General features: G+C 66.0%; 11 protein-coding genes. 4 read left to right on the top strand and 7 right to left on the bottom strand.

What is annotated here, in order from left to right; translation table 11 throughout:
* Window positions 1–822: calcium-binding protein (locus tag BW991_RS02555; protein WP_139335882.1), on the bottom strand; the 822-nt coding region annotated here is incomplete at its 3' end.
* Between the two features lie 67 nt (window positions 823–889).
* On the opposite strand from BW991_RS02555, the gene BW991_RS02550 reads away from it, so the two are divergent.
* Complete coding sequence (locus BW991_RS02550; RefSeq protein WP_076600507.1) at window positions 890–1267, top strand: hypothetical protein; 378 nt, start codon at window positions 890–892, stop codon at window positions 1265–1267.
* A gap of 143 nt (window positions 1268–1410) precedes the next feature.
* Here BW991_RS02550 and BW991_RS02545 read toward each other — a convergent pair whose 3' ends face one another.
* The 6 genes from BW991_RS02545 to BW991_RS02520 form a co-directional block, all read right to left on the bottom strand.
* Window positions 1411–1992 carry a hemerythrin domain-containing protein gene (locus BW991_RS02545; protein WP_076600506.1) on the bottom strand — a complete coding sequence of 194 codons (582 nt, stop codon included), beginning with the start codon at window positions 1990–1992 and terminating at the stop codon, window positions 1411–1413.
* A 47-nt stretch (window positions 1993–2039) separates the two neighbouring features.
* On the bottom strand, window positions 2040–3248 hold the full coding sequence (gene pcaF / locus BW991_RS02540; protein ID WP_076600505.1) for a 3-oxoadipyl-CoA thiolase: 1209 nt from the start codon (window positions 3246–3248) through the stop codon (window positions 2040–2042).
* A gap of 161 nt (window positions 3249–3409) precedes the next feature.
* Window positions 3410–4654, bottom strand: a complete 1245-nt coding sequence (gene boxA, locus BW991_RS02535) for a benzoyl-CoA 2,3-epoxidase subunit BoxA (protein ID WP_076600504.1) — start codon at window positions 4652–4654, stop codon at window positions 3410–3412.
* Between the two features lie 175 nt (window positions 4655–4829).
* Window positions 4830–6251 carry a benzoyl-CoA 2,3-epoxidase subunit BoxB gene (gene boxB, locus BW991_RS02530; RefSeq protein ID WP_076600503.1) on the bottom strand — a complete coding sequence of 474 codons (1422 nt, stop codon included), beginning with the start codon at window positions 6249–6251 and terminating at the stop codon, window positions 4830–4832.
* Between the two features lie 164 nt (window positions 6252–6415).
* Window positions 6416–8083 (bottom strand): 2,3-epoxybenzoyl-CoA dihydrolase, encoded by a 1668-nt coding sequence (gene boxC, locus BW991_RS02525; protein WP_076600502.1) that lies wholly within the window; start codon window positions 8081–8083, stop codon window positions 6416–6418.
* A 28-nt stretch (window positions 8084–8111) separates the two neighbouring features.
* On the bottom strand, window positions 8112–9014 hold the full coding sequence (locus tag BW991_RS02520) for a helix-turn-helix transcriptional regulator (protein ID WP_076600501.1): 903 nt from the start codon (window positions 9012–9014) through the stop codon (window positions 8112–8114).
* Between the two features lie 328 nt (window positions 9015–9342).
* Between BW991_RS02520 and BW991_RS02515 the strand changes: the two genes are divergently transcribed.
* The 3 genes from BW991_RS02515 (at window position 9343) to BW991_RS02505 (ending at window position 13295) form a co-directional block, all read left to right on the top strand.
* Window positions 9343–10920: a 3,4-dehydroadipyl-CoA semialdehyde dehydrogenase gene (locus BW991_RS02515; protein ID WP_076600500.1), complete on the top strand. Its 1578-nt coding sequence runs from the start codon at window positions 9343–9345 to the stop codon at window positions 10918–10920.
* 66 nt (window positions 10921–10986) lie between these two features.
* A complete protein-coding gene (locus BW991_RS02510) occupies window positions 10987–11454 on the top strand; it encodes a 4-hydroxylaminobenzoate lyase (RefSeq protein ID WP_076600499.1) in 468 nt (155 codons plus the stop codon).
* A 248-nt stretch (window positions 11455–11702) separates the two neighbouring features.
* Window positions 11703–13295: a benzoate-CoA ligase family protein gene (locus tag BW991_RS02505; RefSeq protein WP_076600498.1), complete on the top strand. Its 1593-nt coding sequence runs from the start codon at window positions 11703–11705 to the stop codon at window positions 13293–13295.
* Window positions 13296–13419 lie beyond the last annotated feature (124 nt).

The raw sequence follows: 13419 nt of genomic DNA, 5'->3' as shown, positions 1-13419 counted from the left end.
GACGTTGGCGGCGAGCGTGTGGCTGATGGTGCTGATCACGGCGTCGGTGCCTTCGCTGCTGTTCTCCACGATCACGTCGCCCGCGTTGTCCACGTAGTAGGTGTCGTCACCCCACTTGCCAATCATCGTATCTGCGCCGGCTCCGCCATTCAGCGTGTCGTGGCTATATGCGGCCGCCGCCGTCAGCACGTTGTTGAGATCGTTGCCTGTCCCGCTCATGTTAGAGAGGTAAGTTCCATTCAGCGTCAGATTCTCGACGTTCGCGCCCAGGGTGAAGCTCATGTTGCTGATCACCGTGTCCGTGCCTTCGCCCGCGTTCTCGACGATGACGTCGCCGGTGTTATCAACGGTGTAGGTGTCGTCGCCATCGCCGCCCGACATCGTGTCGGCACCCGCTTGGCCGTCCAGACTGTTGTTGCCGTCATTGCCGTACAACTCATTCGCCAGTGCGTTGCCGGTGCCGGAGAGGTTGGCAGAGCCCATCAGCACGAGGTTTTCGAGGTTGTTGCCGAGCGTATAGCTGACACTGCTCTGAACGGTATCGGTTCCTTCGCCTGCGAGTTCGGTGAGGATGTCAGTCGTGATGTCGACGACATAGGTGTCGTTTCCGGCGCCGCCGGTCATCGTGTCGCTTCCCGTGCCGCCGTCGAGATAGTCGTTGCCGAGACCTCCGATAAGGGAGTCGCTGCCCGCATCGCCGAACAGCAGGTCGTTGCCGTCACCGCCATTGAGAATGTCATTGCCCTGGCGGCCATAGAGCTGGTCGTCGGCGCTGCCGCCGGTGAGGGTGTCGTTCCTCTTGGATCCGTTCAGAATTGCCATCGTTTGATTTTCCCGTGGTTACAAACAGTTAAATGAGCTGTTCGTCTGATGCGAAAGATTTGCCGCCATGTGTTTTTTCGCTGCAAGGCGGCTGATGTTACGCAAAAGGGATATCAATGACAATGCGATTGCCATACTGAATATGCAAGTGACGAAAAGGCTGACGAGTGCCAGCGGACCTGTCGCGGCGCGATCAGGTTTGCTGTGCCACAGGTACTTCGGGATGAAGGCGAATATCGGCGTCGATGCCGAGTTGGACTGTGTGAATGTGATGGCCGCGACAGCCGCCAATGTGAGCCATCACAATGTGGCCAGCCACGTTGCCATTCAGTGCACCAAGTGCAAGGGGATGCCAAGGGGATGCACCGATGAGGCGCCAGGGCGCGGAAATCGGGCCGAGTACGGCCGAACCGCATCGCATCGGGCGAAAATGCCGAAGATCTGAAAGATCGTTTACCGGCTCGCGTTCGTGACGAGTTTGTCACCGGTTGAAACCGGCTTGTTCAGCGATTCCTTGGTTCCCACGGAGTAGGTGGGTGGGGATGCGGGAGTTCGTCCCGCCCTGAGCCGGGTGATCGGTGCGGGGTATTACTGCGCCTTGCCGAGCCCGAGTGGCGCGGGCGTGAGGCTGAGGATGCGCTGGTACAGCGTCTCGGCCTCGTCCTTGGGCTTGATGCCGAAGAGCGGGTTGTCGTTCTCGCGGAAGGCGATGGCGATCTCGGCCCAGTCCTCCGCGGTGAGCACGCGTTCGGCGATCGGAATCAGCGCGTCTTCCTCGGTGCGCAGGTGCTCCCATTCGAACTCGGCATAGCGTTCCGCGGTGTCGTAGAAGGCCTCTCCGGCTTGGGCATCGCCGCCCTGGAAGGCGACGAGCTGCTTCTTGAGGTCTTCGACCATCGGGTAGCCCAGCGTGTGCTCGCGTTCGAGGCGGCCGATGAGGCCGTCGGCCTCGCGCGTGCGCCGCTGCACGGCGGAGAACAGGTACTTGTCCTCCTTCGGGTGGTGCCAGCGGTCGGGGTAGGACACGATGTAGTCGAGGATCGCGCGCAGCAGCGGGAAATTGGGCGCCTCGCCCTTGCGCATGCCCTTGACGAGGTAGCGCAGCGAGTACAGCACCGCGCTGATCGCGAGGTGCTCGTCGCGGATGATCTGGACGGCTTCCGGTTTCACGTTCGTCTCTCTCTCCGGTGCTGCATGTTGTTGTGAGGCTGCGTCTTTCAGACGCGCTCGAAGGCGAGCGCGATGCCCTGGCCGACGCCGATGCACATGGTGGCGAGGCCGAAACGGCCGCCGGTGGTCTCGAGCTGGTTGAGCGCGGTGGTGACCAGGCGCGCGCCCGAGGCGCCGAGCGGATGGCCGATCGCGATCGCGCCGCCGTTCGGGTTCACGTGCTCGCCGTCATCGGGCAGCCCGAGCTGGCGCAGCACCGCGAGCCCTTGGGCGGCGAAGGCTTCGTTGAGTTCGATGGTGTCGAACTGGCCGATGTTCATGCCCAGGCGCGCCAGGAGCTTCTGCGTCGCCGGTGCGGGACCGATGCCCATGATGCGCGGCGACACGCCCGCGGCGGCGGAGCCGAGGACGCGCGCGCGCGGCGTGAGGCCATGGCGGCGCGCGGCGTCCTCGGAGGCGAGGAGCAGCGCGCAGGCGCCGTCATTGACGCCCGAGGCGTTGCCGGCGGTGACGCTGCCGTCCGGGCGCACGACGCCCTTGAGCTTCGCCAACGCTTCCAGCGTGGTGTCGGGACGCGGGTGTTCGTCGGCGCCGAAGATCAGCGGATCGCCCTTCTTGCGCGCGATCTCGACCGGCAGGATCTCGCGCGCGAAGAAACCGCGCTCGTTCGCGGCGGCCCAGCGCTGCTGGCTGCGCAGCGCGAAGGCGTCCTGGTCGGCACGCGCGACACCGAATTCCTGCGCGACGTTCTCGGCGGTCTCGGGCATCGAGTCGATGCCGAACTGCGCCTTCATCAGCGGGTTCACGAAGCGCCAGCCGATGGTCGTGTCCTCGATCTTCGCGCTGCGCGAGAAGGCGTTGTCGGCCTTGCCCAGCACGAAGGGGGCGCGGCTCATGCTTTCGACGCCGCCGGCGATCATCAGCTCGGCTTCGCCGGAGGCGATCGCGCGCGCGGCCATGCCCAGCGTGTCGAGGCTGGAGCCGCACAGGCGGTTGACGGTGGTGCCGGGCACTTCGACCGGCAGGCCGGCCAGCAGCGCGGCCATGCGCGCGACGTTGCGGTTGTCCTCGCCGGCCTGGTTGGCGCAGCCGTAGATGACGTCATCTACGGCTGTCCAGTCGACGGCGGCGTTGCGCGCGACGAGGGCGCGGATCGGCAGCGCGGCGAGGTCGTCGGCGCGCACCGACGAGAGGGTGCCGCCGTAGCGGCCGAACGGGGTGCGGATGGCGTCGCAGATGTAGACGGGGCGGGTCATGGAGGAAGTCCTCGATGGGGTGGGCGAGGCGCCGGTCCGGTAAGGCGCCCGCGTTTTATAGGGCGGAAAAGCCGGAGTCGCCTTCCGCCGCATGCGTCGCCCCCGGGGTGTGAGGAGCCGGCAACATCCGGCGGAAGGCGCTTCGCCTTTCCGCGCTGCTCTTAATAGGTCTCGACGTGGAAGCGCGCCTTCGCGAGCAGCTGCGGGCGCAGTGCGTCCCAGTCGGCGCCGTTCGCGCGGCAGATGTCGCGGAAGGCTTCCAGGACGCCGGCTTCCATGCCTTTGAGGCCGCAGATGTAAATGTAGCAGTTGTCGTCCTGTAACATCGCGAAGACTTTTTCGGCGCGCTCGCGTATCGCATCCTGCACGTAGCGCTTCGGCTCGCCCGGCACGCGCGAGAACGCGAAGTTGATGTCGATGAAGTCCTTCGGCAGCTTCTGCAGCGGGCCGAAGTAGGGCAGTTCCTCGGGCGCGCGGGCGCCGAAGAAGAGCATCAGCTCGCCGCCTTCCTTGCGGTCCATGCGGCGGCGGCGGCGTTCGGTCATCGCGCGCATCGGCGCCGAGCCGGTGCCGGTGCAGATCATCATGATCGACGAGCCGGGGTGGTTGGGCATCAGGTAGGTCGCGCCGTAGGGGCCGGTGACCTGCACCTTGTCGCCCTTCTTGAGGTCGCACACGTAATTCGACGCGACGCCGCGGGTCGGATTGCCTTCGTGGTCCTCGACGACGCGCTTCACCGTCAGCGACAGGTTGTTGTAGTGCGGACGCTCGCCGTCGCGCGGGCTGGCGACGGAGTACATGCGCAGCAGGTGCGGCTTGCCCTTTTCGTCGGTGCCCGGCGGGATGATGCCGATCGACTGGCCTTCGAGCACCGGGAAGGGCGTGGTGCCGAAGTCGAGCACGATGTGGTGGATGTCGCTCGATGCATCCTCGGCGGTGAGGCGGTAGTTGCCGGTGACCGTCGCGGTGATCGGGGCGGCCGGCGAGTAGATATTCACGTAGGGGTGCGAGGCGGACCACGGCGCCATCGCCGGGCCGCCCTGGCCGGCGGTCGCAACTTCGGTGATCTGCTGCACTTCGGCAGGCAGTTCGGCCGCGCCCATGACGGTCGCTTCGAGCTGGTCGAGCTCGGTGGTGTCGGGCAGGTAGTCCCAGGAATACTGGTCGGCGAGGCTGTGCGGCGCGGCCTTGTCGACGTTGCGCCATGAATCGATCGCGCCCGTCGGACAGGGCGAGATGCAGGCGAGGCAGCCGTTGCAGGTCTCGAACTTGACGACGTAGTTGCGGCTGTCGTGGGTGATCGCATCGACCGGGCAGATCTCTTCGCAGGTGTTGCAGCGGATGCAGATCTCGGGATCGATGAGGTGTTGCCTGGCGAGGTTGGCGTGCTCTGCGGGCGCGTTCATGGTTGTCTCTCTCCACGGCGGGAAACTGCGTTCCCGTTCTTATCCTGTTTAGGCAGAGGGTCGAAGAAGGCGTAGTGAGCGGGTCGAGGTCGTGACGAGAAACGCAGCCGTACAACTGTACGGCGAGTATCGCAGTCGCGAGATCGACCCGCGCAGTAGCCTTATTCGTGCCCTCTTAATTAAAGCGCACGTACTCGAAGTTGACCGGCTGGTTGTTGATACCACGGCCCGGCGCTGCGATCCAGTTCGCGAACTTGCCCGGCTCGATGCAGCGGCCCATCAGCGAATGCACGTACAGGCGGTCGCTTTCGGTCGGCAGCCAGTTGTTGTGCTGGTGCGTCCATTCGGCTTCCGACAGCAGACGGCCGTCGGGGCTGACGTGCGAGCCGGCGAACATGCCGATGCGGCGGTGGAAGCCCTTGTGCGGCAGCGTGAAGCGGAAGCCGAAGCCGAACTTGGCCGGGATGCGGTTCCAGCGGTCGACGCCGGCCTGCACGTCGGTGATCCAGTCGTCGCGCAGGCGCTCGTTGAGCGCCGACAGCGCGGGCACGTGGCGGGTCAGGATCTTGTCGCCGGCCACATCCATGACCTCGTATTCCGAGTTTTGCAGCGTGTGGTCGTCGGCGATCTTCTCTTCCTCGAAGCGGCCCTTGAGGCCGTTCGTGTAGTAGGTCGCGGCGTTCGACGAGATTTCGGCGCCGTACAGGTCGCTGGTGACGCTGTAGTGGAAGTTGAGGTACTTCTGCAGCGTGGGCAGGTCGATGACGCCGGCGGCGCGCAGCTTGGCGGGGTCGTCGGTGCCGAGTTCCTTCATCACTTCGCAGGTGCGCTGGATGACGCGGGCGATGCCCGATTCGCCGACGAAGAGGTGGTGCGCTTCCTCGGTGAGCATGAACTTGCAGGTGCGCGCCAGCGGATCGAACGCCGATTCGGCGAGCGAGGCGAGCTGGTATTTGCCGTCACGGTCGGTGATGAAGGTGAACATGAAGAACGACAGCCAGTCGGGGGTCTTCTCGTTGAACGCGGTGAGGATGCGGGGGTTGTCCGCGTCGCCCGAACGGCGCTCTAGCAGCGCTTCGCCTTCCTCGCGGCCGTCGCGGCCGAAGTGTGCATGCAGGAGGTAGACCATCGCCCACAGGTGGCGGCCTTCCTCGACGTTCACCTGGAACAGGTTGCGCAGGTCGTACAGCGACGGGGCGGTCAGGCCGAGGTGGCGCTGCTGCTCGACGGATGCGGGTTCGGTGTCGCCCTGGGTGACGATGATGCGACGCAGGGTCGAGCGGTATTCGCCCGGCACTTCCTGCCACACGTCCTGGCCCTTGTGCTCGCCGAAGGTGATCTTCTTCTCGCCTTCCTGCGGCGCGAGGAAGATGCCCCAGCGGTAGTCGTGCATCTTCACGTAGCCGAAGTCGGCCCAGCCCTTGGGATCGACGCTGACCGCGGTACGCAGGTAGACGTCGTAGTTGGTCGAGTTTTCCGGACCCATGTCGTCCCACCAGTTCAGGAAGGACGGCTGCCACTGTTCGAGGGCGCGCTGCAGGGTCTTGTTCTCGTTGAGATTGACGTTGTTGGGGATGCGTTCGCTGTAATTGATCATCTCTGTACTCCTCCGGATTTATCGTCTCGGCCCGGGGCTCGTCGGCTCGCCGGGTCTGTTATTGCTGCTCGCGTTTGCTGCGTTCTCCGCGCCGCGCCAGGGCGCCGGCTGCAACGGCAGCGGGACGGCCTGCCGCGCGGCGGCGGAGTGATTCGGGTGTGTGCTTACACGCGGTTCCAGTCGAACTGGGCCTTCTTGCCGGAGCCGAAGAGCTTCAGCGCGCCGTTCTCGCCGACGGCGTTGGGGCGGTTGAAGATCCAGTTCTGCCACGCTGACAGGCGGCCGAAGATGCGCGTGTTCATCGTCTCGACGGGGCCGAAGCGCAGGTTGGCTTCGAGGCCGGTGAGCGCGTCGGGCGACAGCGCGGCGCGTTCCTCGATGGCGATACGCACTTCGTCGGCCCAGTCGAGGTCGTCCGGGATCGCGGTGACGAGGCCCAGTTCCATCGCCTCGGCGGGCGACAGCAGGCTGCCTTCCTTCGCCTTCACGGCGGCGATCGGGCCTTCTTCCTGGTAGAAGCGGGCACTGATGCGCGACAGCCCGTTCACCATCGGCAGCGGGCCGAAGTTCATCGCCGACAGGCCGATGCGGTTGTCGGCGTCGGCGGCGTCGCGCATGTAAGTGCGGTCGGCGGCGAGGGCGACTTCCAGCAGCGTGCCGGCGAAGCACGAGCCCGGCTCGATCAGCGCGTACAGGCTGCGCGAGGAGACGTCGATGCGGGCCAGCGTGCGGCGCAGCATGCCGAGCGTTTCACGCACGAACCAGTTGTCCTGGTTGGCGACGATCGTCGCGTCCATGTCGAGCACGACCTGGGCGTCGCCGGTCGTGCGCAGCTGCCACAGGCCGACGTCGAGGTGGTTGGTGCGCAGGTTCAGGATCGCGTCGTCGAGTTCGCGCGCCATCTGCAGCGGCCACCACTTGATGCCCTGGGCTTCGATCTCGGCGGCGGTCCTGGCGGTGACGGCGGACGGCGCACGCACGGTCAGGGTCACGGTGCGACCGTCGGCGTCGATCGTCGCGTCGACGAACTCGTAGTGGTAGCCCGTCGCGTCGGTGGTGCGTTCGAGGCGGGCGAGCTGCACGCCCTTGGCGCCGGCGGGGCGGTCGGAGGTCTTGGCGAGTTCCTTGGCGCGGGCCTGGATGTGTTCGGCGAACTGCTGCTGCTTGACGACGTCGTCGACCAGGCGCCAGTCCTTGGCGCGGTTGCCGCGCACGCCTTCGGAGATGGTGCAGAAGATGTCGGCATGGTCGCGGCGCACGCGGCGCTTGTCGGTGACGCGGGTGAGGCCGCCGGTGCCGGGCAGCACGCCCAGCAGTGGCACTTCGGGCAGCGACACCGAGGAGTTGCGGTCGTCGACCAGCACGATTTCGTCGCAGGCGAGCGCCAGCTCGTAGCCGCCGCCGGCGGTGGTGCCGTTGCACGCGGCGAGGAACTTGAGGCCGGAGTACTGGCTGGAGTCCTCGATGCCGTTACGCGTCTCGTTGGTGAATTTGCAGAAGTTCACCTTCCACGCGTGGGTCGACAGGCCCAGCATGTAGATGTTGGCGCCGGAGCAGAAGATCTTCGGCTTGCCCGAGGTGACCACCACGGTGCGCACTTCCGGATGCTCGAAGCGGACGCGCTGCAGGGCGTCATGGAGTTCGATGTCCACGCCCAGGTCGTACGAGTTGAGCTTGAGCTTGTAGCCCGGGCGGATGCCGCCGTCCTCGTCGATGTTGAGCGTCAGGGTGGCGATCTCGCCATCGGTCGCAAGCGACCAGTGACGGTACTTCGACGGCTCGGTACGGTAATCCACCAGTTCTCCGACCGGCTTGTTCGCGACTGCTTCCATGGTTGTCTCCTCTCTCTCTGTTTGTGGCTCAGCCCAATACGAGCTGGCGTAACTTGATGAAACTCTGGTCGACCGTCTCGCCCGAGGTGTCGAGCACGGTGTCTGCCTTGGCATAGAGGGGCAAGCGCGCCTCGAGGATGCGCTTGAGGTCCTCCATCGCCTCGTCGTTGCCCGCCATCGGCCGCAGGTCGCCCTGGGCCATCACGCGGGCCATGTGTTCTTCCGGCTGCGCCTTGACCCACACGGTCATGCATTGCGACAGCAGCATCTCGAAGCTTTCCGGCTGCGACACGACGCCGCCGCCGACCGAGATCACCGCGCGCGGGTTGTCGCGCAGCACGCGCTCCAGCGTGCGCTTCTCGATGCGGCGGTAACCCGACTGGCCGTACAGCGAGAAGATCTCGCGCCCCGGGATGCCGGTTTCCTTCTCGATCTCGCGGTCGAGCTCGATGAAGGGCATCGTTTCTTCCTGCGCGAGGCGCTTGCCCAGCGTCGACTTGCCGGCGCCGCGCAGGCCGATCAGCGCGATGCGCTTGCGGCGCACGGCCTCCTCGTGGCCGAAGTCGCGCATCAGGCGGAACACGACTTCTTCCAGGCGATGCTGCGGCAGGCGCTCGAGGAAGCGGCGGATCAGGCGCTTCTCGACGGTGTCTTCGGTTTCCGGCGCGAGCAGCTCGATCAGCGAGACGTTGAGCGCGCGGGCGATGTTGTGCAGCAGGACGATGGACACGTTGCCGTCGCCGCCTTCGAGGTGGGCGAGATGGCGTTCGGACACGCCGGCTTCGCGGGCCACGAGCTTTCTCGTCATGCCACGGCGGTCGCGGATCTCGCGGACACGCTTGCCGAGCGTCGGCAGGATATTGCTCTCGGTGACCTGTTCGGCCGCCGGAAGCGCTTCCTGCTGCGATTCGGTAGTGGGTTCGAGGCTCATCGGGGTTCCTTTCTTGCAGCGAACTGCATCGGTTGAGTTGAACAATAGTGCAGCAAGATCGATGCGTCAACACCTAAAGTGCAGTTTAATTTGTGCTGCACTGCAGTAATCTGCGGTTTTCATCCAGTATAGGATGGCGGTGGTGGTGATGCTGTGTCAAAAACTGCAGCTTTGGATGACTTGTTTGAAACGAAGTGGAAGTAAAGTGCTTGACGAAGAATTTCGCGCGTGTATTCTATCTCCACCGATTGCGCTCTGGGCGCGACGCCAGAACATCAGACATCCGGCGCAAGACCGTGATGCCTCAACAGAGAGAGGAGACAGACAGGTGAAGCTGGCCAATTACGTATACGGGCAATGGATCGAAGGCGCGGGCGAAGGCACGGCGCTGACCGACCCCGTCACCGGCGAGGAGCTGGTGCGGGTCTCTTCGGACGGCATCGACGTCGCACATGCACTGGAGTTCGCCCGCACGGCTGGCGGTGCTGCACTGAAGGCCCTCACCTACGAGGAGCGTGCGGCGAAGCTGGCGGCGATCGCCGAGTTGCTGACGGCCAAACGTGCAGAATATTTCGACATCTCGCTGCGCAACTCCGGTGCGACCGAAGGCGACGCGGCCTTCGATGTCGATGGCGCCATCTTCACCGTCAAGAGCTACGCCCGTGCCGGCAAGGCGCTGGGCGCTGCGCGCCACCTGAAGGAAGGCAGCCGCGTGGCGCTGGCCAAGACCGATGTCTTCCAGGCCCAGCACTTCCTGATGCCGCTCACCGGCGCCGCCGTATTCATCAACGCGTTCAACTTCCCGGCCTGGGGCCTGTGGGAGAAGGCCGCCCCGGCGCTGCTCGCGGGCGTGCCGGTGTTCGCGAAGCCGGCGACGCCGACCGCGTGGCTCGCCCAGCGCATGGTTGCCGACGTCGTCGAAGCGGGCATCCTGCCGCCGGGGGCGATCTCCATCGTGTGCGGATCGGCGCGCGACCTGCTCGACCACGTCACCGAATGCGACGTCGTGTCCTTCACCGGTTCGGCGGACACCGCGGCGCGCATGCGCACGCATCCGAACGTCGTTGCGCGCTCGGTGCGCCTCAACGTCGAGGCCGACAGCGTGAACTCGGCGATCCTGGGACCGGATGCCAAGCCCGGCACGGCCGAGTTCGATCTCGCGGTGAAGGAGATCGTGCGCGAGATGACGATCAAGACCGGCCAGAAATGCACCGCGATCCGCCGCATCCTGGCGCCCAACGGCACGGCGCGTGCGCTCGCCGATGCGGTGTCCGGCAAGCTCGCCGGCTGCAAGGTCGGCGATCCGCGCAGCGAAGGCGTGCGCGTCGGGCCGCTGGTGAGCAAGGCGCAGCAGGCCGCGGCCTTCGAGGGCCTGGCGAAGCTGAAGCAGGAGTGCGAAGTCGTGTTCGGCGGCGATCCGGAATTCGAGCCGGTCGGCGCCGACGCTGCGGTGTCCGCCTTCGTGCAGCCGACGCTGCTCTTCTGCGACAAGGGCCTTGCAGCGCGCTTCGTCCATGACGTCGAAGTCTTCGGCCCGGTCGCGACCATCGTCCCCTATGCCGGCACCGCCGATGCGATCGCGATCGCGCGGCGCGGCCACGGCTCGCTTGTCGCCTCGGTGTATTCGGGCGACGCGGCCTTCCTCGGAGAACTCGTGCCGGCGATCGCCGACCTGCACGGCCGGGTGATGGTCGTCGATGCCGCGGTCGGCGCAAACCACACCGGCCACGGCAACGTGATGCCGACCTGCCTGCACGGCGGCCCCGGGCGCGCCGGCGGCGGCGAGGAGCTGGGCGGCCTGCGCGCGCTGGCGATGTACCACCGCCGCTGCGTCGTGCAGGGCGGTCCCGCCGTGCTCGACGCCCTGTCGCGTGACGCAGTCGACGCCGCACTGCTCGGTGCATGAACTATAAAGCCTATACGCATCCCGCCCCCTGACCCCAACCCCCAGTTCCGACGGAGAGACGGAGACATGACGCCAGACCAGTTCCAGGCGCTGATCGCGAAGGTGACCGGCGAGATCGCCGGCCGCCCCCTCGACGGCCAGCTCGCCGACTTCCTCAACGAACGCTTCCCGGCCACCGGCGCCGAGTTCCAGGCCATTGCCCAGGCCTGTGCCGACGCCGTCGCGGCCGGGTGGATGTGCGAACGCGAGCACGGCGGCATCAAGTTCGGCCGCGTCATCAAGCCCTGTGACGCGCTCCACGGCTTCAGCGTCGACGTCGTCGAGATGCAGGACCTCGTCGGCCCGCAGCATGCGCACCCCAACGGCGAGATCGACATGATCATGCCGCTCGAAGGCGACGCGAAGTTCGACGGCCACGGCGCGGGCTGGTTCGTGTATGGCCCCGGCAGCGTGCACCGGCCGACGGTGAGCGACGGCCGCGCCTATGTGTTGTACCTGCTGCCGCAGGGCGCGATCGAGTTCACCAAGCAGTAACGCGATGCCCGCAGCCGCATGGCGCATGAAATCGGGCACGGCGCAGCCCCCGGCGCGGGGTGTTTCGTGCCGAGGCGTCCGCCACGCGCCAACGAGGCGCGGAATACCCCGTGACGGGGGCGGGTTTTCGCCACGCGACCCCGGAAAACCCGTCGCATACGGGTAACACCGAAGCACGCAACGACGCCGGCACCAAGACCGGCACGGAATACCCCCGGCAGCCGCCGGAAGAACGGAGGAGAGAAGGAATGACCACGCTCAGCGCAGCGGACCACAGCACCAGTCCGCCGACCATCACCCTGCCGCGCCAGTACAACGCCGCGGACGACCTCATCGGCCGCAACCTCGACGCCGGCCGCGGCAGCAAGATCGCCTACATCGACGACCTCGGCCGCTACAGCTTCGACGAACTCGCGGCGCGCGTGAACCGCTTCGCCAACGCGCTCGGTGCACTGGGCATCACGCGCGAGCAGCGCATCCTGGTGTGCGTGCATGACACGATAGACTTCCCGACCGTGTTCCTCGGCGCGATCAAGGCGGGTGTCGTGCCGATCGCGGTGAACACCCTGCTGACGCAGTCCGACTACGAATACATGCTCGGCGACAGCCGCGCGCGTATCGCCGTCGTCTCGGCGCCGCTGTATGACACCTTCGCGCCCCTGCTGGGCAAGGTCGAGTCGCTCGAGCGCATCGTCGTCGCGGGCGGCGAGGGAGCGGATTCGGTCGCGGGGCTCATGGCCAATGCCTCCGACAAGTTCGAGGCGGTCGCGACGACCTGCGACGATCCGTGCTTCTGGCTGTATTCGTCGGGTTCGACCGGTGCGCCCAAGGGCACCGTGCATATCCAGTCCAGCCTGATCCACACTGCGGAGCTGTACGCCAAGCCCATCCTCGGCATCCGCGAGGACGACGTCGTGTACTCGGCGGCCAAGCTGTTCTTCGCCTACGGCCTGGGCAACGGCCTGACCTTCCCGCTGTCGGTCGGTGCGACCGCGGTGCTGATGGCCGAGCGCCCGACGCCCGCGGCCGCCTTCAAGCGCCTGCGCGAGCACAAGCCGACGATCTTCTACGGCGTACCGACCCTGTACGCGTCGATGCTCGCGGATGCCGACTGTCCGACGCGCGACGAACTCGCGATCCGCATGTGCACGTCGGCCGGCGAAGCGCTGCCGGAAGAAATCGGCCTGCGCTGGACCGAGCGCTTCGGCGTCGAGATCCTCGACGGCATCGGCTCGACCGAGATGCTGCACATCTTCCTGTCGAACCGCCCCGGCGACGTGCATTACGGCACCACCGGCAAGCCGGTGCCGGGCTACCAGGTGCGACTCATCGACGACGACGGCAATGTCGTCGAAGGCCCCGACGAGCCGGGCGAGCTGCAGATCTCGGGGCCGACCAGCGCGGTGATGTACTGGAACAACCGCGAGAAGACGCGCGCCACCTTCCAGGGCCCGTGGACGCGCAGCGGCGACAAGTATTCGCGCAACGCTGAGGGCTATTATGTGTACGCGGGGCGCAACGACGACATGCTCAAGGTCAGCGGCATCTACGTGTCGCCGATCGAGGTCGAGTCCTGCCTGATCCAGCACCCGGCGATCCTCGAGGCGGCGGTGGTTGGCCACGAGGACGAGGAGCGCCTGATCAAGCCCAAGGCCTTCATCGTGCTCAAGCCCGGATACAACCGCTCGGAGCAGCTCGCCGCCGAGATCAAGGCGCACGTGAAGGCGCATCTCGCGCCCTACAAGTATCCGCGCTGGATGGAGTTCGTCGATGAGCTGCCAAAGACGGCGACGGGCAAGATCCAGAGGTTCAAGTTGCGCGCGCTGGCAGGAAAGCCTTGATCTGGAAACGAGATAACCGTTCGGGCTGAGCCTGTCGAAGCCCTAAGTGCCCTTCGACAGGCTCAGGGCGAACGGATGTGCTTGATCACCGGGCCAAAGACAGTACGAACGAACCGAATACAAG

Source organism: Aromatoleum tolulyticum, from assembly GCF_900156155.1.
Lineage (GTDB): Bacteria > Pseudomonadota > Gammaproteobacteria > Burkholderiales > Rhodocyclaceae > Aromatoleum > Aromatoleum tolulyticum.
Note: the sequence above shows the minus strand (reverse complement) of the source record. Positions and strands in the feature narration are given on the sequence as shown.